Raw genomic sequence first — 18,171 nt, 5'->3', positions numbered from 1 at the left:
CTGAGGGGAGGATGAACTATGGGCGCAGTGACGATCAGCGATGTGCGCAAGAGCTATGGCAGCGTGGAAGTGCTGCATGGGGTTTCCATCGACATTGCCGACGGCGAATTTGTGATCCTGGTGGGGCCATCGGGCTGCGGGAAATCGACATTGCTGCGCATGATCGCCGGGCTGGAGGACATTTCAGGCGGCGAGATCGCTATCGCTGGACAGGTGGTCAATGACCTGGCGCCCAAGGATCGCGACATCGCCATGGTGTTCCAGTCCTATGCACTCTACCCGCACATGACGGTGGAAGAGAACATGGGCTTCTCGCTCAAGCTGGGCCGGGTGCCGCGTGAGGAAATCCGCAAGCGCGTGGCCAGCGCGGCCCAGGTGCTGGGGCTCGATCCTTATCTTGAGCGCTATCCGCGGCATCTGTCGGGCGGTCAGCGGCAGCGCGTCGCCATGGGCCGGGCCATCGTGCGCAATCCGCAGGTGTTCCTGTTCGACGAACCGCTATCCAACCTGGATGCCAAGCTGCGCGTGCAGATGCGCAGCGAGATCAAGCTCAACCACCGGCGGCTGAGCACCACCACGGTCTATGTCACCCACGACCAGATCGAGGCCATGACCATGGCCGACCGCATTGTGGTGATGCGCTCGGGCATCGTGGAACAAATCGGCACGCCGCTCGAACTCTACGACACGCCGGCCAATCTGTTTGTCGCCGGCTTCATCGGCTCGCCGGCAATGAATGTGCTCGAGGGCGTCGTCGATGGCGCCGACTTTACCCTGACCGACGGAACGGCGATACGACTGGCACCACACTCGTCGGCGGCGCATCAGGGGCCGGCAAAGCTGGGGATCAGGCCCGAGCATCTGCGGCTTGATCCTGCCGGGCTCCGGGCGGAAGTGCTGGTGATTGAACCGACGGGCTCGGAAACCCAGGTGGCTCTGCGCATGGGCAGCCAGGATCTGGTCGGCGTGTTCCGCGAGCGCATCAGCACCCAGCCGGGCGAGACCATCGGTATCGGCTTTGCTATGGACCAGGTGCATCTGTTCGATCCTGTCAGCGGACAGCGCATCCCGTCTCGCCCTGCATAGCGGACGCTATTGGCGGACAAATGCCGCAGGCTCGGCGCCGGAGAAGCGTTGCTATCCGGCGCCTTTTGCCGCAACACTAGGCCAGCCTGGGCCAGGATGGCCCGATACCTGCCGGCCGCGGCATGGCCAATACCGATCGATCCTGTTGATGGCATTCAGAGACTTTCCCGCCGACCCCGCCGAAATCGACCGCAATCCAGCCGTCGAGCGGCTCATGACCCCCAATGGCGCAGGGCGCCCTGACAATAGGCTGCTGCACCGACTTGGGCGCGAGATCGTGTCGGGGGTGTTTCCCGCCGATACGCGCATGCCCGATGAAGCCAGCATGCTGGACAGCTATGGCGTGACCCGAACGGGTCTGCGCGAGGCCTATGCCCAGCTGACGGCCAAAGGCATGATCGTGGCCAAGACGCGGGTGGGCACCAGCGTCACGCCACCGTCCTTCTGGAACATGCTCGACCCCGACGTCCTGCTCTGGCACCTCGATGCCAAGCCGCTGGACGAGATTGCCATGAGCATCTATCCGCTGCGCCGCATGGTGGAGCCGGGCGCTGCCGCCCTCGCCGCCCAGGTGCGCACCGATGCCGAACTGGCCCGGCTGGAACAGGCCTATGAGCAGATGAAATCATCCGGTCGGGACGAAGAGGCCCTGATCATGGCCGACCTGCGCTTCCATCTCGAAATCATCAGCGCCACGCACAACCCGTTCATCGGCGCCTTCAACACCCTGCTCAACACCGTCATGCGTCGCACCTTGAGCCTGGGCTGGCGCGGTGTTGAATCGGCTGCGCTCAAGCCGGCGCGACTGCTGCAGCATTTTGACGTGCTGGAAGCCATTCGTCAGCAGAACCCCGACATGGCGCGGATGCGCATGGAGATCCTGATCGACGATTCCCTGCAGGACGTGGTCGAGGCTCTGGAAGCGGACAACCGCGAGCGGCGCCCGGCCGGCAGGAAGCGGGCCCCCGGCAAGGCCTGACGCTGCCGCGGTGCAGGTGTGCTAATATTATCCTTGAATTTGCTGAACGCGTGACGTTTGCTGTGCTTTGAGGCAAGAGTGCCCCAAAATGCGCGCGACCATGGCTGCGGTGGGCGGGCGCGATGTTCAATCCTGTTCTGACTATCCGGCGCCGCTTACAGGTGCCGGCAGCAGCAGTCTCGGAGTTCCAGACGTCGATGCCCAAGCCAAAACGACAGGCGGGCGTGGCCAGACCCACCATGATGGATGTCGCTGCGGCGGCGGGCGTTTCCCAGGCAACGGTCTCGCTCGTGCTCAGCGGCACCAAAGGGGCGCGCCTGGCCGAAGCCACGCGCCGCCGCGTGGTCGAGGCTGCCAATGCACTCGGCTACCGCTTTGTGCGCCGCGGCAATCGCCCCGCAGCGACCGAGGCCCAGTCCACCATCCTGTTCATCGCCGACGAAATCTCTGCCGATCCCTGGATGGCCCTGGCCTTTGAGGGCGCCCGCGACATGGCGCTGGAACAGGGCATCAATGTCACGCTCGGCGTCAGCCATGGCGATCCGGACGTCGAGGTCGGCCTGATTGCCGGGGCCACGCGACAGCGCGTTCTGGGGCTGATCTACGGCACAATCCTCAGCCGTCAGGTCGCCCTTCCCGAGGCCTTTGCCGGGCTGCCGACGGTGCTTGTGAACTGTCACGACGAGGCACGCGCCTACAGCGCAGTGCTGCCCGGCGACCTGGTGGGCGGGCGTGTGGCCACCGAGCATCTGATCGCCATGGGGCGTCGCCGCATCGGCTATATCAACGGCCAGCATGGCGTCGAAGCGGCCCGCGACCGGCTCAAGGGCTATCGCCAGGCGCTGGCCAGCGCCGACCTGACCTTTGACCCGCAACTGGTCAAGCCGGGCAATTGGGAGCCCTCAGCGGGCTATGAGATGACGCGCGAATTGATGGCCCTGCCCGCGCCGCCTGATGCCATTTTCTGCGCCAATGACATGATGGCGGTCGGCTGCTACGAGGCGCTCAAGGAGCTGGGTCTGGGCATTCCCGGCGACGTCGCCGTTATCGGCTTTGACGATCGCGACATCGCGCAATACATGCATCCGCCGCTCAGCACGCTGGTGCTGCCGCACTATGAAATGGGCCGCACCGCGGCTGAACTGCTGATCGACGCGACCGGCGGCCTCGCCACGGCGCCCGCGCGGATCAAGGTGGAGTGTGAACTGGTTGTGCGGGCCTCGACCGGCGCCGATGCGACAGGTCACAAGCGTCGGCTTGCCGCCGAGTAGCGGCAAGCCTCCACATTCGTAAGTCTTGCTGACCGAATTGCCATGCGAACCCGGCGCGACCGTGGCCTGCCGCGCGCGCCTAGTGCGCAACAAGCGCGAAGTCTGCGTACGCCATCTGCTGTCTGATACCTCGGCCATGGGAAGCAATACTGCCTGGCCGTACTGACGCCTGACCCTTGCTGACGCGAATAGGCATCAGGACTTGACGCGGCCCCGCGCAGTCAGCTGCCTTACAGGAAATGTGTGCATCAGCCCCAAAATACCGGCTTGACGAGCGGCCGCGATGGATGCTGATATTATCACATAATATGATCAATCGCTGATGAGCTGGCTGTTGATATTTGCGCGGTTCGGCTTCGGCCGCTGCGCAGATTGCCGTCGAGCGGGAGGGGAGGCCCGCTCGACAACCTTACGAACTGACGGGATGCGACGACCGGGAACCCCAGGGGCTTGCCGGCGCGGGAGGGGAACCGCTTTGAGGTACGTAAATCTATCCACCTGCGCTGCTCTTGCACCGGGCCACCGTGTGGTTCCGCCTGTCGCTGCTGCTGCCTCATTGCCTCCGGGGCACTGACAGCCTCGCCCGGCAGAGCGCATCTGCCGTTGCTGCAAGGGCCCGCCCGATCAGGCTGCCCCATCAATTGAGGGACATCAGGTGAAACTTCTTGTCACCGGCATAACGGGCAAGGTGGGCGGCAATTTCCTGCCGGCCTTTCTGGCAGCCGGCAAATTCGACGGCTGGAGCATACGCGCCATCTGCAACAACCGCGTCATCGAGCATCCTGCGGTGGAGGTGGTGCGCGGGTCGCTGTCCGACGCCGATCTGGTGCGCAGCGCCATGGCGGACGTAACCCATGTGTTACACATGGCGGCCGTCAAGGAATCCCCTGCCCTGGCCATGGATGTTGGCGTCAAGGGCATGTTCAATCTGCTCGAGGCGTTCCGAACCACCCCCGGCACACAGCAATTCGTGCTGATCGGTGGGGACTGTTCGGTCGGCCACATGTTCCACGCCTATGACACGCCGATCACCGAGACCGCGCCGCGCCGCGCCTATCCAGGCTGCTATGCGCTCACCAAGGTGATCGAAGAGGTGATGCTGGAACAATATGGCATCCAGTATGGCATCAACACCTGCTGCCTGCGGGCGCCCTGGATCATGGAGAAGGACGATTTCCGCTATGCGCTGAGCTTCAAGGATCAGTTCGGTGGCCCAGCCTGGAGCGAGCTTGTGCCGGCTGAGGCGATCGAGGCCCATGCTGCGGCCGGCGCTGTCCCCCTGCTGCGCGACGCCAAGGGCGCGCCACTCAAGCGCAATTTCGTCCATGTCTGCGATCTGGTCTGCGCCATTCTGACCGCGCTCGACAATGATGCGGCGCGCGGGCAGCTGTTCAACATCGGCATGAGCCAGCCGGTCGATTACGGCTTTGTCGCGGCCCATCTGCGCGCCACGCGCGGGCTGCCGTCCGTCGAGATCGGCACGCCCTATCACAGCAATTGGCTGGACACGTCCAAGGCGGGGCTGCTGCTCAACTGGCGGCCCACCGTGGACACCAAGCTACTCGTCGAGCGCGCCTGGGACTATCGCCGCGCGCCCGATGATCCGCGCATCGTCTGGTATCCAGGCTAGTCGATGCGCGCGCCGATATCCGCGCCTGAATGTGCGGCCCGCCTGACCCGGGCCCGCGCACAAAGGGATCGGCGGATATGCCCACCCCACGGCAAATGGTTTGCCGCGGGCGACGTCAACAGGTCGACAGGAGACAGCCGAAAATGTCCCGTCGACGGGGAGGACTAAGCATGAAGACCAAGATTGCCATTTCACTTCTGACCCTGGCGGGTCTGCTGGCTGGCCCGGCCATGGCGCAGGACAAGCCGCAGCTCGCCTTCGTCGTCAACGCCGCATCGGACTTCTGGAAGCTGGCCGAAGCCGGCGTCAAGAAGGCGCAGGAAGAGCTGCCGGGCTATGACCTGCAGTTCCGCTATCCGGTGCAGGGCACGGCCGCGCTGCAGAATTCCCTGATGGACGATCTGGTGGCGGCCGGCACGGACGCCATCATGATTTCCTCGGCCGATCCGAAGAACTCCATCGACGCCTTCAACAAGATTGCCGCGCAGGTGCCGCTGTTCACCACCGACAGCGACGCCCCGGCCAGCAATCGCATCGCCTATCTCGGCTCGTCCAATACGGCGGCCGGCGTCCAGGCTGGCGAGATCGCCGTCAAGGCCCTGCCCGATGGGGCCAAGTGCATGGGCTTTGTCGGTTTCCTGGGCGCGGACAATGCAGTCGAGCGCATTGCCGGCTTCCGCCAGGCTGTCGAAGGCAAGGGCATCGAGCTGGTCGACGTGCGCGGTGACGACGTCGATTTCGGCCGGGCCCGTTCCAACGTCGATGACGTGCTGGCCGCCAATCCGGACATCAACTGCATGGTCGGGTTCTATTCCTACAACCCGCCCAAGATCTATGAGGCGCTGCAGGCGGCTGGCAAGCTGGGCCAGATCACGGTCATCGCCTTTGACGAAGACCCCATCACCCTGGGTGCCGTGCGCGAGGGCAGCTTTGCCGGCACCGTCGTGCAGGACCCCTATCAGTGGGGCTACCAGGGCATGCACCTGATGGCGAAATATCTCGAGGGCGACAAGTCCGGCGTTCCGGCGGACGGTCTGATCATCGTGCCGACCAAGGTCATCGACAAGGACAATGTCGATGCCTTCGAAGCCGAGCTCAAGGCCCGCATTGGCGGGTAATCCTCCCAGCCAATGGGGAGCACCGGGCCAGGGCCGGCACCCTGGCCCGGTGCATCTGTTGTTTTCGCGTTCGTCCGCGGCCTGCGCCGCGCCTCGACCATGAAGTTGCCCGACCATGACCTCTGCACAAGACCTGCCTGCTCCGCTGCTGGTGCTCGACAGCATTTGCAAGACCTATCCCGGCGTGGTGGCGCTGCGTGATGTGACCATCACGGTCATGCCCGGCGAAGTGCTGGCGCTGATCGGAGAAAATGGTGCGGGCAAGTCGACGCTGATGAAGATTCTGGGCGGCGTCATCGCGCCCAGTTCGGGCCGGATCATCATCGACGGCCTTGCCCATGACCGGCTCAGCGTCGCTCAGTCCCAGGGCGCCGGCATTGCCTTTGTGCATCAGGAACTCAATGTTTTCGACAATCTCGATGTGGCCGCCAATATCTTTCTGGGTCGGGAGCTGCGGTCGGGGCCCTTTGGGCTGGTCGATGTCCGGGCGATGCGGGCGGCGGCGCAGCCGCTGCTGGACCGGGTCGGCGCCCGCTTCGGGCCGGCGACATCGGTGGCCGAGCTGTCGCTGGCCGAGCGGCAATTGCTCGAGATCGCCAAGGCGCTCTCGCTCGATGCCCGTGTCGTCATCATGGACGAGCCCAGCTCGTCGCTGACGCTGAAGGAAACCCAGGTGCTCATGAAGGTCATCGCCGACCTCAAGGCCCAGGGCATTGCGGTGATCTATATTTCCCATCGCCTGGGTGAGGTCGAGCACTGTGCCGACCGCGTGGTGGTGCTGCGCGATGGCCAGGTCGCGGGCGGCTTGACCCGCGCCGAGATCAGCCACGACGCCATGATCCGGCTGATGATCGGCCGCGACCTCAAGGCGCTCTATACCCCGCCGGCCAGGCCACTTGGCCCGGTGATTCTGGAGCTGGAAGGGGTGCGCAACAGCACCAATCCCAATGCGGCGGCGAGCCTGTCGGTGCGGGCGGGCGAGATCGTGGGCGTCGCCGGGCTGGTGGGCGCCGGGCGCACCGAGCTGGCCGAGGCGGTCTTCGGCATCACCAGGCTGCGCGGCGGCAGCGTCAAGCTCGACGGCGCGCCGCTCGATATCAGCTCGCCCCGCAGCACCATTGCGGCCGGCGTCTATCTGGTGCCGGAAGACCGCAAGCGCACCGGTCTCGTGCTGGAAAGCGCGATCTGCGAGAATATCTCCATGGCCGACCTCGGCAGTGTTTCCAGCCGGGGCCTGGTGTCGGAAGCGCGGCTGCATGCCCGGGCGGAGGCGCAGCGCACAAGGCTCGGGATCAAGACCGCCGATGTCGATCGCAAGGCCGCCGAACTGTCGGGCGGCAACCAGCAGAAAGTGGTGCTGGGCAAATGGCTGTCGATGCGCCCGCGCATGATCATCTTCGACGAGCCGACGCGTGGCATTGATGTCGGCGCCAAGGCCGAGATCTACCGGCTGATGCGCGAACTGGCCGATGCCGGCGTGGGGGTGATGATGATCTCCTCGGACATGGAGGAGGTGATCGGCGTTTCGGACCGCATCGTGGTGCTGCGCGAGGGTGAAGTGGCCGGCGCGCTCGATCGGGCCGATTTCTCCGAACACAATGTACTCAAACTGGCCGTCGGTGCGCATTAGGGGACGCGTTATGCAAAAGAAAGACCTTGGACTGGCCGTCCTTATCATCGTCGTCGGGTTTGTGGTCTATCTGCGCAACCCGCTGTTCCTGTCGCCGATCAACCTGGCCAATACGGCCAATCTGATCGGGCTGTTCGGCCTGTTCGCCATCGGTCAGGGCTTTGTCATCATGACGGGCGGCATTGATCTGTCGGTGGGGTCGATGATCGCCCTTCTGGGCGTGCTGTTCGTCGAGCTGATCGGCAAATATGGCGTGCCCTGGCCGCTGGCCATGCTGATCGTAATTGCGGCCGGCACGGTGATGGGGCTGGCGCATGGCCTATTGATCACCAAGCTCAAGATGCAGCCCTTCGTGGTGACCCTCTGTGGCCTGCTGATCTATCGCGGCGTCGCGCGCGGCTACACCGGCGAGGCCACGGCGGGCTTTCCCTTTGGCGCGACCTTTCCCGAGGTGGAATGGCTCACCATCGGGCGATCCTTTGGCGTGCCGCATTCCTTCATCGCCATGCTGCTGGTTGGCGTGATCTGCTGGGTGATCCTGCATCGATCCGTCTTTGGCCGGCATCTCTATGCCGTTGGCAAGAATGAGGATGCGGCGCGCTATTCCGGCATCCGCACCGATGCTGTCGTTATCGCTGCCTATGTCATCTGCGCCGTGCTGACCTCGATCGCGGCAATCTATTTCGCCATGTTCACCCGCTCGGTGCAGCCGTCTTCACATGGCAATTTCTATGAGCTCTACGCCATTGCCGCGGCGGTATTGGGCGGGTTTTCGCTGCGTGGCGGCGAGGGCTCGATCGTCGGCGTCATGCTGGGCGCCCTGCTGCTGCAGGAGTTGCAGAACCTGGTCAATCTGCTGGGCATCCCCTCCTCGCTCAATTTCGCCGTCATGGGGGCGGTGATCCTGGCGGGCGTGTTGGCCGACCAGCAGTTTACCCGCTATCGCGAGCGCCAGCGGGCCCGTGCCATGGAGTTGCGGGGACAGGACGGACGTTCGGCGGCGGGCTAGAACAATAGTGGCCTGCGCGGGAGAACCCGTGCAGGCCACTATGACCAGTAACCGGACGATTGCTAGTGCGAGGTTGCCGACTGCGGCCCCCTGCTCCCAAGGCCTGCGTCTGCTGGCGTGGGCACTGACTTGAGGCGGTGCTGGGCGATGGCCAGCATGGCCTGATGCTGGCTGAGATGAATCTGCCCGCTGAGATGGGCGATAAACTCGGTGCCAGCCAGATGGTCCATCACCGGCCCTTTGACCTCGGAGAGGTGCAGGCGCACCTTGAGATCGGCCAGCCGCGCCGCAATGGCTTCGAGGCTCTCAAGTGCCGACATGTCGATGGCATTGACGGCCGAGCACATCAGCACCACGTCGGTCAGCCCCGGATTGGCGGCCACCTGGTTGGTCACCAGATCTTCCAGATAGCGCGCATTGGCGAAATAGAGGCTTTCGTCGATGCGGATGGCCAGCACGCCCGGAACGGTGTCGACCTTGTGCCGTTTGACATTGCGATAGTGCTCGGTGCCGGGCACCAGGCCCACGACGGCTGCATGTGGCTGCGACGAGCGATAGAGAAAGATCAGGATCGAGGCGCCAACGCCGAGCGAAATGCCCATCTCGACGCCGAGCAGCAGCGTGCCGCCCAGCGTGATGGCCACTGCCGCAAAGTCGGCCTTGGAGTAGCTCCAGGCGCGCTTGAGGATGGAGAAATCCACCAGGGTCAGCACGGCCAGCACGATGGTCGCCGCCAGAGTCGCCTTGGGCAGGATGGCCAGGAATGGCGTCAGCAACAGCGTGGCGCCGGCAATGCCGACGGCCGTGAAGGCGCCGGCAGCCGGGGTGGCTGCACCGGCATCGAAATTGACCACCGAGCGGGCAAAGCCGCCGGTCACCGGGTAGCCGCCGCCGATGGCCGCCGCGATATTGGAAGCGCCCAGGCCGATCAGTTCCTGGTTGGGCGAGATGCGCTCGCGGCGCTTGGCCGCCAGGGTCTGGGCCACCGAGATGGATTCCACGAAACCAACGATGGAGATGATCAGCGCTGGCAGCGCCAATTGCTGGATGGTGTCGAGGCTCAGATTGGGCAGCGACAGCAGCGGCAGCCCCTGGGGCACCTGCCCCACAAGCGCAACACCCTTGGCGCCCAGGTCCATGGTGGCCGACCAGGCCATGGTCAGAAAGACCACCAGCACCGGGCCGGCGCGCACGATGATGGTGGCCAGCCCCTTGGGCACGCCGAAGCGCTTGAGCCAGTTCTTGAGGTCAAGCCGGATCCACAGCAGCAGGGACAGAGCCACGGCGCCGACAGCCACCGTATAGGGGTTGGTCTGCCCGATATGCTCGATGATCGACAGGATCAGGTCCGGCAGCGCGTGGCCTTCGGTCTTGATGCCCAAGAGGCCGCCGACCTGGCTGGTGGCAATGATCAGGCCCGAGGCGGTGATGAAGCCCGAGATCACCGGATGAGACAGGAAATTGGCGATAAAGCCGAGCCGGAACAGGCCCATCAGCGTCAGCATGACGCCGGAGAGCAAAGCCAGCACAATGGCGGCACTGGCGTAGTCGGCGCTGCCCTCAGCAGCGATACGGCCGACGGCAGCGGCCGTCATCAGCGATACCACGGCCACGGGGCCGACAGCCAAGGCCGACGAAGTGCCAAAAATGGCATAGGCCACCAGCGGCAGCACGGAGGCATAAAGGCCCACTTCGGGCGGCAGGCCAGCCAGCAGCGCATAGGCCAGTGACTGCGGGATCAACATGATCGTCACGATGACGGCCGCAACCAGGTCGCTGGTCAGCGTCTGCCGGTTGTAGCGCCGGCCCCAGTCGAGGATCGGAAAATAGCTTTTGATAGTCATCGTGTGCAGTTGCCTTGGGTGGATGGGGCCGGCTGATAGATCAGCCGGCCGTCAGAAGGTTCAGCGGGACAGCGTGGCGTAGAGGCTGCCGGCGCGGGCGCCGGAACGGCAGTAGCCAAGCATGGGCTTGGGCATCTTCTCCCAGGCGTCGTGGAAGCGGATGATCTGGCCCTCGCCGAGCATGCCCGAGACGGGGATGTGGATGATCTGCAGACCCAGCGTCTCGGCCGCCCGGGCGACGTCGGCGAAGCTGGGCTGACCGTGTTCTTCATTGTCGGGCCGGGCGCAGATGATGGACTTGTAGCCGGCGTCCGAGATGGCTTTGACCTGTTCGGGCGTAATCTGGCCAGTCACGGCGAATTTGTCGTCGACCTTGCGGACATTCATGGAATTGCTCTTGGGCTTGAGGAAGGAAAACATGGTTTGGCACTTTCTGGCGTTGCGGCTGCCGCGCAGGGCGGCAGCCAAAGGGGCTAGAGCCCGTTGACGGGAACCTTGAGGAAGGTCTTGCCGCTGGAATCCCGGGGCGGCAGCTGGCCGGCGCGCATATTGACCTGCAGTGACGGGATGATCAGCCGGGGCATGGACAGTGTGGCGTCGCGCGCCTCGCGCATCTTGACGAAGGTGTTCTCGTCCGTGCCGTGGCCGACATGGATATTGTGGTCGATCTCCTCGCCCACCGTGGTCTCCCACTGGATGTCGCGGCCATTGGGACCATAGTCGTGGCACATGAACAGGCGCGTCTCGCGCGGCAGCGACAGTACGCGCTGGATCGAGCGATACAGCGTGCGGGCGTCACCGCCAGGGAAGTCGGCACGGGCCGAGCCACCGTCGGGCATGAACAGCGTGTCACCAACAAAGGCAGCATCGCCCACCACATGCGTCATGCAGGCCGGGGTGTGGCCCGGGGTGTGCAGCACATGGGCGGTCAAGCCACCGATCTGGTAGCTGTCGCCATCCTTGAACAGCCGGTCGAACTGGCTGCCGTCGCGCTGGAACTCGGTGCCTTCGTTGAAGATCTTGCCGAAGGTGTCCTGGACGATGGTGATGTTCTCGCCGATCCCCAGCTTGCCGCCCAGCTTGGACTGGATATAGGGCGCGGCCGACAAATGGTCGGCATGCACATGGGTCTCGATCAGCCATTCCAGCTTGAGCTGGTGATCCTCAATGAAGCGGATGATGGTGTCGGCACCCTCATAGGTGATGCGGCCGGCGGCATAGTCGATGTCCATCACCGAGTCGATGACGGCGCAGGCGTTGGACTCGGGATCCTTGACGACATAGCTGATCGTGTTGGTCGGGGCGTCGAAGAAGGCGGTGACCTCAGGATGGACCGACAGTTCGGCGTCGAATGGAAGTGTGCTCATGATCGAACTCCTTGGTGGGTCAGGCGGATTGCAGTGCGCGCTGCTGCAGCGCGATACGGACGGTCCGGGCGGCAAGAATGCCGACCAGCATGGCGCCGATGAAGGCCCAGGCGCTGATTTCACCCAGGCCCAGGGCGGGAATGGCGCCGCCGGGGCAGAAACCCGACAGGCCCCAGCCGATGCCGAACACGGCCGAGCCGGCCACCAGCGGCACGTCGATGCGGCGACTGGTCGGCAGATGGAATTTGGCTTCGAACAGCGGCGCTGAGCGGCGCAGCACCAGGCGGTAGCCGGTGAAGGCCACGATCAGCGCTGCCACCATGACCAGCGCCAGGGACGGATCCCATTGGCCGGCGACGTCGAAGAAATTGAGCACCTTGGCCGGATTGGCCATGCCCGAAAGGGCGATGCCGGTGCCGAAGATCAGGCCGGTCACGCCGGCGGAAACGGTGCGCAGCATCAGAAGCCCCCCAGCACGTGACGAACAAGAAAGACCGTGATGATCGCGGTCGACAGGAAGGTCAGCGTGGCCACGATCGAGCGCGGCGACAGGCGCGCCATGCCGCAGACGCCGTGGCCGGAGGTGCAGCCGGAGCCGAAGTAGACGCCGACACCGACGATCAGTCCAGAGATCATGACCCAGGGCATGGGTACGGGACTATCGAAGGCAATCACGGTGTCCGTGAGCTGCAGAACCAAAATGGGCGCAACGATAGCGCCCGCCACAAAGGCGGCGCGCCAGGCCCAGTCGGCCGAAACCGGCGGCATCAGGCCAGTCAGAATGCCGGTCATGCCGGCAATGCGGCCGTGGGTGGCCATGAGCAGGACGGCCGCCAGGCCGATCAATGCGCCGCCAGTCAGCGACAGCACTGGAGTAAATTCAGTCATCGAGGGGTAACCTTGCAGGTGGAAAGACCAAGAACGGTGTAGATGGGGCAGAAACGGAATATGGCAGTGGCGATCAGCACCGCCCCCACCACGATTGAGGCCCAGAACAGGACCGGGTTAGCGAACAGGGACAGGCCTGACAGGACCGGCAGCAAAACCAGAACGGCGCCCAGGATGAGGCGGGCGATGCGGTCCGGCGTTCCGACATTGATTCTCATGGGAGGCTCCTTGAACTGGGCCGAAAATCAGAAGAGATTGACGGCGTGTGCAGTCGTATATAAGAACATTCTAATATGATCAATATGGATATCGACAAGATGGAGGTCAATGCCGAGCAGGCCACGCGCCTCCTGACAGCCATGGCCAACTCCAAACGGCTGATGATCCTGTGCAATTTGCTGGATCATGAAATGAATGTGACGGAGCTGGGCGAGAAGGTCGCACTGGCGCAATCCCCGCTGTCGCAGCATTTGTCCAAGCTGCGCGCCTGGGGCTTTGTGAAGACGCGGCGCGAGGGCCAACAGGTGCATTACAGCCTGGCTTCGGATGCTGTGAAGCAGGTGCTGACGACGCTGTATGGAATCTATTGTGAAGACTGAGACGCGCGTCACTGCTGCCCAGGCCCGCGCGCTGGCGCCGGTCGCATGACGGAAGCCACAGGCAAGGTTGCCGCACCGGTCGTTCGATCCATTGGTGCGGCCGGGCGATACCGTGGCCTGCTCATCCTGGGGCTGGCCGCAGCGGTGGGCGTTGTTGCCGGCCTGGTGGTCACGGCCATGAGCTGGGTGACCCAGCATCTGCATGCCGTGCTGTTCGGTCTGGCCGATGGTGGCCGGCTGAGTGCCCAGGCCGCTCTGGCCAATCCGCTGATGGCTTTGGTGCCGGCGCTGGGCGGCGCGCTGATGGCGCTCAGCGTGATCCTGACTCGCCGCTTTCGGACCCGTCCGCCGGTTGACCCCATCGAGGCCAATGCCGTGCATGGCGGACGCATGTCCATCCGCGAGAGCCTGTTGCTGGCTGGCCAGGCGATGATTTCGAGCGGCTTTGGTGCATCGGTGGGCCTGGAAGCGGGCTATACGCAATTGGCGTCGAGCATTGGCTCTCGCCTGGCCGCGCTGTCCGGCTTGCGCCGCAATGAGATTCGCACGCTGGTGGGGTGCGGTGCGGCTGGCGCGATCGCTGCGGCCTTTGGCGCGCCGCTGACCGGGGCCTTCTATGCCTTCGAGCTGATCATCGGCGTCTATTCCATTGCCCTGCTGGCCCCCATCATGGTTGCCGCGGTGACGGCCAGCCTGGTGGCGCCACTGCTGGGTGCGGTGCAGACCAGTATCCACATGGGGACCATTCCCCAGCTCGGCGCCGGGGACACCCTGCCCTTTCTCGCGCTCGGACTGCTGGGGGGCGGCGCCGCCATCGGCGTGATGCAACTGGTGGTGCTGGTTGAGCGCGGTTTCGGCTGGACCCGCATGCCCGTCATGCTCCGCCCCGTCCTGGGCGGGCTGCTCGTGGGCGGCATTGCGCTGGTGACGCCTGAGGCCCTGTCATCGGGCCATGGCGCGCTGGACCTCGAAATCGTGTCGAACACGGCGCTGCTGGCCTTGGTTGGGTTGTTTGTCCTCAAGACCCTGGCGGCGGCCATTTCGCTCGGTTCAGGCTTTCGCGGCGGACTGTTCTTTGCCGCCCTGTTCCTCGGCGCCCTGATGGGCAAGGCGGTCGCTTTGACCCTGGCGGCCCTGAGTTTGCCCGTCCAGATCGACCCCACACTGGCGGCGCTGGTGGGCATGGCCTCGATGGCGGTGGGGGTCGTCGGTGGACCGTTGACCATGACGTTCCTCGTGCTTGAGGTGACCGGTGACCTGGCCATCAGCGTCGCGGTCCTGGCCGCTGCCATTGCGGCGTCCGTGCTGGTGCGGGAGACCTTTGGCTTCTCCTTCTCGACCTGGCGACTGCATTTGCGCGGCGAAACCATTCGCAGCGCCCATGATGTGGGGCGCCTGCGCAATCTGACGGTGGGCTCCATGATGCGGCGGGACGTCAAGACCGTGCGCAGCGGCATTACCATCGAGGCGTTCCGCGCCGCCTATCCGTTGGGCTCGACAGAACGTGTGGTGGTGGTGGACGAGACTGGCGCCTACGTCGGGATTGTGCTGGTGGCCGATGCCTATGCCCGGCGCGTCGGCGCTCCGGACGCCGCCGAACAGGCGATTGATGCCCTCCTGCGGTTCACGGACTGCGTGCTGATGCCATGGCAATCAGCGGAAAAGGCCGCGACCCTGTTCGAGCAGTGGCACAGCGAGGAGCTCGCGGTGGTCCATGCCGACGCTGACCGTCGCGTGCTCGGCTTGCTGACCGAGGCCCATCTGCTGCGGCGCTATGCCGAGGAGTTGGAGAAATCGCGCCGGGACCTGACCGGAGAGGCCTGAGCGCCCCGGCCAATCAGGCGCCGGTAATGCAGAATGGGCTACCCGGGGCCGTCAACAGCAGTCCCGCCAGCCCGCCGAGGACCAGTGCCGCGCCGGCCAAATGACGGCCGGGACGGTGGCGCGCCCGGCTCGAGCCGAAGAAGGCCAGGGTGGTCACCACCACGGCCGGCACTGTGCCCAGGCCAAAGCTCAGCATCAGCACCGCGCCGAGCAGCGGATCTCCGGTCAGCAGTGAATTGAACAGCGCCGTATAGACCATGGCACAGGGTGTCAGGCCCCAGACCAGCCCTGCCACTACGGCCATTTCCGGCGTCGCCAGCAGGGGCGCGCTGCGCCATCGGGCCATGGTCCCGGCCATCGGGGCCAGCATACGGTCCGCCAGGGCCAGACTCGGGACGAGACCCGCCGTGGTCAGGCCCATCCAGATGATCACCATGGCGGCAAGTACCTGTAACGCACCGTGGGCGGCGCTGAAGTTCAGTTGGCCATAGAGGCCGGCGCCAAAGACGCCGAAGGCCAGGCCACCCAGGCCATAGGCCATGACTCGGCCGAGCTGCAAAAGGGACACGCGCAGGGCGACAGCGCCACGGTCGGCGGGTGCAGGTCCCATCAGCATGAAAGTGCAGCCAATCGGCCCGCACATGCCGGCGCAGTGCAGGCTGGAGGCCAGGCCCAGTGTCAGCCCCCAGATGATGGCGCTCGCCAGCATCAGGCCGCCGAGGCGAGCAGCGCCATCACCATTTCCCGCTCCAGGGCGATTCGGCGTTTGCGGGCCTCAAAAAAGCCCCGCAGCATATAGCCAAGCGCATCCGTGCCGACGGCTGGCCGTTCGCTACCAACCGTGCTGAGCGCGTCCTGCAATTCCTCGGCGTGGCTGAAATCCTCTTCGCTTTCGCGCAGTAGGCGCCGGGCGGTGCGCCCCAGGTCAAGGTGGCGGACAGCTCCCATTTCCGTCAGCGTTGCGCCCAATATGGCGCGTTCATTAGCGGTGGCCAACTGCATCACTGAATACAGCCGGTCTGCCGTCTTGTGGCACAGCGCGGTATCGACGTCTTTGGGCAGGCCGTCGGCAATCTGTTCCAAAATGTCACAAAGCGCCAGTTGTTCGTCATGCCCGGCCAGCAGACGGCGCAGCGCTGACTCATCAATGTGCACGACCATGGTGTCTCTTCTCCTCGTCGCGGCAGTGACCATGACCGACCCAACCTCTCGTTTTCCGGAGCCCTCCACATTGACCTAGATCAATGAGACTCCCCGACCCTCACAATAGTGTGATGCCAAGCGGCAATGGCTGTGACTTTGGAAACTAAAGGGGGCACCGGTGAGATATTCGGGCTGGGCTATAGGGTTAGGGATAGGCATGGTGGGCGCGTTCATCATGTCCGCCCTGGCCGTCGACGATGCATTCCGCATCCACATGGGGATACTGACGCTGATTCTGGGCATCGGGGTGGTTGTGGCAATGCGCCTGCCGCCGCCGATCGAGGGCGCAGCTCATTCAGCTGGCTATATGGATGGCCCGGTTCGGGTGGGCTCCATTCTCACCATGTTCTGGGGGGTGATTGGGTTCACAGTGGGCCTGGTCGCAGCTTTGCAGCTCGCCTTCCCCGAATTGAACTTCGGTCCATGGCTCAATTTCGGTCGTATCCGCCCGCTGCATACTTCGGCAGTGATCTTTGCCTTCGGCGGCACGGCCCTGATCACCACCAGCTTCTATGTGGTGCAGCGCACCACACGGGCGCGCCTGTTCGGTGGTGATCTGGCCTGGTTCGTGTTCTGGGGCTACCAGCTGTTCATCGCCATGGCGGCGACGGGCTATCTGCTGGGCATCACGCAGAGCCGCGAATATGCCGAACCCGAATGGTATGTCGACATCTGGCTGACGCTGGTGTGGGTGGCCTATCTGGTGGTGTTCCTGGGCACGCTGCTCAAGCGCAAGGAACCCCACATCTATGTGGCCAACTGGTTCTACCTGGCGTTCATCGTCACGGTGGCGCTGCTGCACGTGGTCAACAACCTGGCCGTTCCGGTATCCTTCTTCGGCTCGCGCAGCTACTCGCTGTTCTCGGGCGTGCAGGATGCGCTGACGCAGTGGTGGTATGGCCACAATGCCGTGGGCTTCTTCCTGACCGCCGGCTTCCTGGGCATGATGTACTACTACCTGCCCAAGCAGGCCGAGCGCCCGGTCTATAGCTATCGCCTGTCGATCATCCACTTCTGGGCTCTGATCTTCCTCTATATCTGGGCCGGCCCGCATCACCTGCACTACACCGCCCTGCCCGACTGGGCGCAGACTCTGGGCATGGTGTTCTCGATCATGCTGTGGATGCCCAGCTGGGGCGGCATGATCAACGGTCTGATGACGCTGCGTGGCGCCTGGGACAAGATGCGTACCGACCCCATCATCCGCATGATGGTGATTGCAGTGGCCTTCTACGGCATGTCGACCTTCGAAGGTCCGGTGATGTCGATCAAGTCGGTTAACGCGCTCAGCCACTATACGGACTGGACCATCGGCCATGTGCACTCGGGTGCCCTGGGTTGGGTCGGCATGATCTCGTTCGGTGCCATCTACTTCATGGTGCCGCGCCTGTGGGGCCGCGAACGCCTCTATTCGCTGCGCATGGTCAACTGGCACTTCTGGCTGGCGACCCTTGGCATCGTGGTCTACGCGGCCGTGATGTGGGTGTCGGGCATCATGCAGGGCCTGATGTGGCGCGAGTACGACAGCCAGGGGTTCCTGGTCTACTCCTTCGCCGAAACCGTGGCCGCCATGCACCCCTATTATGTGATGCGCGCCGTCGGTGGCCTGCTCTACCTGGCCGGTGGCCTGGTGATGGCCTTCAACATCGCCATGACCATTGCCGGCCGTGTGCGGACAGAACGTCCCATGCCCACGCCCGCCCAACTGCAACCCGCCGAGTAG

The 18,171-nt window shown here is 64.3% G+C and carries 18 protein-coding genes; 10 read left to right on the top strand and 8 right to left on the bottom strand.

Annotated elements, in window-relative coordinates; all coding sequences use genetic code 11:
- Positions 1–18: 18 nt before the first annotated feature.
- The 7 genes from ugpC to E8M79_RS10680 all read left to right on the top strand — a co-directional run bounded on the left by ugpC (position 19) and on the right by E8M79_RS10680 (position 8,723).
- The gene (ugpC, locus tag E8M79_RS10710) at positions 19–1,086 is read left to right on the top strand and encodes a sn-glycerol-3-phosphate ABC transporter ATP-binding protein UgpC (RefSeq protein WP_137151890.1); all 1,068 of its coding nucleotides are present in this window, start codon (positions 19–21) and stop codon (positions 1,084–1,086) included.
- Between the two features lie 148 nt (positions 1,087–1,234).
- Positions 1,235–2,065 carry a FadR/GntR family transcriptional regulator gene (locus E8M79_RS10705; protein WP_137151889.1) on the top strand — a complete coding sequence of 277 codons (831 nt, stop codon included), beginning with the start codon at positions 1,235–1,237 and terminating at the stop codon, positions 2,063–2,065.
- Between the two features lie 224 nt (positions 2,066–2,289).
- Complete coding sequence (locus tag E8M79_RS10700; RefSeq protein WP_248304970.1) at positions 2,290–3,336, top strand: LacI family DNA-binding transcriptional regulator; 1,047 nt, start codon at positions 2,290–2,292, stop codon at positions 3,334–3,336.
- Between the two features lie 655 nt (positions 3,337–3,991).
- Positions 3,992–4,966, top strand: coding sequence for an NAD(P)-dependent oxidoreductase (locus E8M79_RS10695; protein ID WP_137151888.1), 975 nt, complete (start codon positions 3,992–3,994; stop codon positions 4,964–4,966).
- A 170-nt stretch (positions 4,967–5,136) separates the two neighbouring features.
- Positions 5,137–6,084, top strand: coding sequence for a sugar-binding protein (locus tag E8M79_RS10690; protein WP_137151887.1), 948 nt, complete (start codon positions 5,137–5,139; stop codon positions 6,082–6,084).
- A 115-nt stretch (positions 6,085–6,199) separates the two neighbouring features.
- On the top strand, positions 6,200–7,714 hold the full coding sequence (locus E8M79_RS10685) for a sugar ABC transporter ATP-binding protein (protein ID WP_137151886.1): 1,515 nt from the start codon (positions 6,200–6,202) through the stop codon (positions 7,712–7,714).
- Positions 7,715–7,724: 10 nt separating this feature from the next.
- Entirely contained in the window at positions 7,725–8,723 is a 999-nt protein-coding gene (locus E8M79_RS10680; RefSeq protein WP_137151885.1) for an ABC transporter permease, read from the top strand.
- Between the two features lie 62 nt (positions 8,724–8,785).
- On the opposite strand, the gene sulP is transcribed toward E8M79_RS10680, so the two are convergent.
- The 6 genes from sulP to E8M79_RS10650 are packed head-to-tail and all read right to left on the bottom strand — an operon-like array spanning position 8,786 to position 13,040.
- Positions 8,786–10,567: a sulfate permease gene (gene sulP / locus E8M79_RS10675; RefSeq protein WP_137151884.1), complete on the bottom strand. Its 1,782-nt coding sequence runs from the start codon at positions 10,565–10,567 to the stop codon at positions 8,786–8,788.
- Between the two features lie 60 nt (positions 10,568–10,627).
- A complete protein-coding gene (locus tag E8M79_RS10670) occupies positions 10,628–10,987 on the bottom strand; it encodes a sulfur transferase domain-containing protein (RefSeq protein ID WP_248304969.1) in 360 nt (119 codons plus the stop codon).
- A 53-nt stretch (positions 10,988–11,040) separates the two neighbouring features.
- The gene (locus E8M79_RS10665) at positions 11,041–11,934 is read right to left on the bottom strand and encodes an MBL fold metallo-hydrolase (RefSeq protein ID WP_137151883.1); all 894 of its coding nucleotides are present in this window, start codon (positions 11,932–11,934) and stop codon (positions 11,041–11,043) included.
- Positions 11,935–11,953: 19 nt separating this feature from the next.
- Complete coding sequence (locus E8M79_RS10660; protein ID WP_137151882.1) at positions 11,954–12,394, bottom strand: DUF6691 family protein; 441 nt, start codon at positions 12,392–12,394, stop codon at positions 11,954–11,956.
- Complete coding sequence (locus E8M79_RS10655) at positions 12,394–12,822, bottom strand: YeeE/YedE family protein (RefSeq protein ID WP_137151881.1); 429 nt, start codon at positions 12,820–12,822, stop codon at positions 12,394–12,396. The genes E8M79_RS10660 and E8M79_RS10655 overlap by 1 nt, the downstream gene beginning before the upstream one ends.
- Complete coding sequence (locus tag E8M79_RS10650) at positions 12,819–13,040, bottom strand: DUF2892 domain-containing protein (protein ID WP_137151880.1); 222 nt, start codon at positions 13,038–13,040, stop codon at positions 12,819–12,821. Before E8M79_RS10650 ends, E8M79_RS10655 begins: the two co-directional genes overlap by 4 nt.
- 84 nt (positions 13,041–13,124) lie before the next feature.
- Here E8M79_RS10650 and E8M79_RS10645 point away from each other — a divergent pair, with 84 nt between their 5' ends.
- Together E8M79_RS10645 and E8M79_RS10640 are read left to right on the top strand one after the other, a co-directional pair.
- A complete protein-coding gene (locus E8M79_RS10645) occupies positions 13,125–13,421 on the top strand; it encodes a metalloregulator ArsR/SmtB family transcription factor (protein ID WP_349236041.1) in 297 nt (98 codons plus the stop codon).
- 45 nt (positions 13,422–13,466) lie between these two features.
- Complete coding sequence (locus E8M79_RS10640; protein ID WP_137151878.1) at positions 13,467–15,245, top strand: chloride channel protein; 1,779 nt, start codon at positions 13,467–13,469, stop codon at positions 15,243–15,245.
- A 13-nt stretch (positions 15,246–15,258) separates the two neighbouring features.
- Here E8M79_RS10640 and E8M79_RS10635 read toward each other — a convergent pair whose 3' ends face one another.
- Together E8M79_RS10635 and E8M79_RS10630 are read right to left on the bottom strand one after the other, a co-directional pair.
- A complete protein-coding gene (locus E8M79_RS10635; protein WP_137151877.1) occupies positions 15,259–15,954 on the bottom strand; it encodes a sulfite exporter TauE/SafE family protein in 696 nt (231 codons plus the stop codon).
- Positions 15,954–16,439 (bottom strand): hemerythrin domain-containing protein, encoded by a 486-nt coding sequence (locus E8M79_RS10630; protein WP_137151876.1) that lies wholly within the window; start codon positions 16,437–16,439, stop codon positions 15,954–15,956. Before E8M79_RS10630 ends, E8M79_RS10635 begins: the two co-directional genes overlap by 1 nt.
- Before the next feature lie 166 nt (positions 16,440–16,605).
- Between E8M79_RS10630 and ccoN the strand changes: the two genes are divergently transcribed.
- Entirely contained in the window at positions 16,606–18,171 is a 1,566-nt protein-coding gene (gene ccoN, locus E8M79_RS10625; RefSeq protein WP_137151875.1) for a cytochrome-c oxidase, cbb3-type subunit I, read from the top strand.

The sequence above is a fragment of the Devosia sp. FKR38 genome (assembly GCF_005222805.1).
Lineage (GTDB): Bacteria > Pseudomonadota > Alphaproteobacteria > Rhizobiales > Devosiaceae > Devosia.
The sequence above is the reverse complement of the archived record's forward strand: the minus strand, read 5'-3'. Positions and strand labels throughout refer to the sequence as shown.

Coding starts and splice junctions, on each gene's coding strand:
- ugpC (WP_137151890.1), top strand. CDS start 19: ATGGGCGCAGTGACGATCAGCGATGTGCGCAAGAGCTATGGCAGCGTG.
- E8M79_RS10705 (WP_137151889.1), top strand. CDS start 1,235: ATGGCATTCAGAGACTTTCCCGCCGACCCCGCCGAAATCGACCGCAAT.
- E8M79_RS10690 (WP_137151887.1), top strand. CDS start 5,137: ATGAAGACCAAGATTGCCATTTCACTTCTGACCCTGGCGGGTCTGCTG.
- E8M79_RS10685 (WP_137151886.1), top strand. CDS start 6,200: ATGACCTCTGCACAAGACCTGCCTGCTCCGCTGCTGGTGCTCGACAGC.
- E8M79_RS10680 (WP_137151885.1), top strand. CDS start 7,725: ATGCAAAAGAAAGACCTTGGACTGGCCGTCCTTATCATCGTCGTCGGG.
- sulP (WP_137151884.1), bottom strand. CDS start 10,567: ATGACTATCAAAAGCTATTTTCCGATCCTCGACTGGGGCCGGCGCTAC.
- E8M79_RS10670 (WP_248304969.1), bottom strand. CDS start 10,987: ATGTTTTCCTTCCTCAAGCCCAAGAGCAATTCCATGAATGTCCGCAAG.
- E8M79_RS10665 (WP_137151883.1), bottom strand. CDS start 11,934: ATGAGCACACTTCCATTCGACGCCGAACTGTCGGTCCATCCTGAGGTC.
- E8M79_RS10660 (WP_137151882.1), bottom strand. CDS start 12,394: ATGCTGCGCACCGTTTCCGCCGGCGTGACCGGCCTGATCTTCGGCACC.
- E8M79_RS10655 (WP_137151881.1), bottom strand. CDS start 12,822: ATGACTGAATTTACTCCAGTGCTGTCGCTGACTGGCGGCGCATTGATC.
- E8M79_RS10650 (WP_137151880.1), bottom strand. CDS start 13,040: ATGAGAATCAATGTCGGAACGCCGGACCGCATCGCCCGCCTCATCCTG.
- E8M79_RS10645 (WP_349236041.1), top strand. CDS start 13,125: ATGGATATCGACAAGATGGAGGTCAATGCCGAGCAGGCCACGCGCCTC.
- E8M79_RS10640 (WP_137151878.1), top strand. CDS start 13,467: ATGACGGAAGCCACAGGCAAGGTTGCCGCACCGGTCGTTCGATCCATT.
- E8M79_RS10635 (WP_137151877.1), bottom strand. CDS start 15,954: ATGCTGGCGAGCGCCATCATCTGGGGGCTGACACTGGGCCTGGCCTCC.
- E8M79_RS10630 (WP_137151876.1), bottom strand. CDS start 16,439: ATGGTCACTGCCGCGACGAGGAGAAGAGACACCATGGTCGTGCACATT.
- ccoN (WP_137151875.1), top strand. CDS start 16,606: ATGGTGGGCGCGTTCATCATGTCCGCCCTGGCCGTCGACGATGCATTC.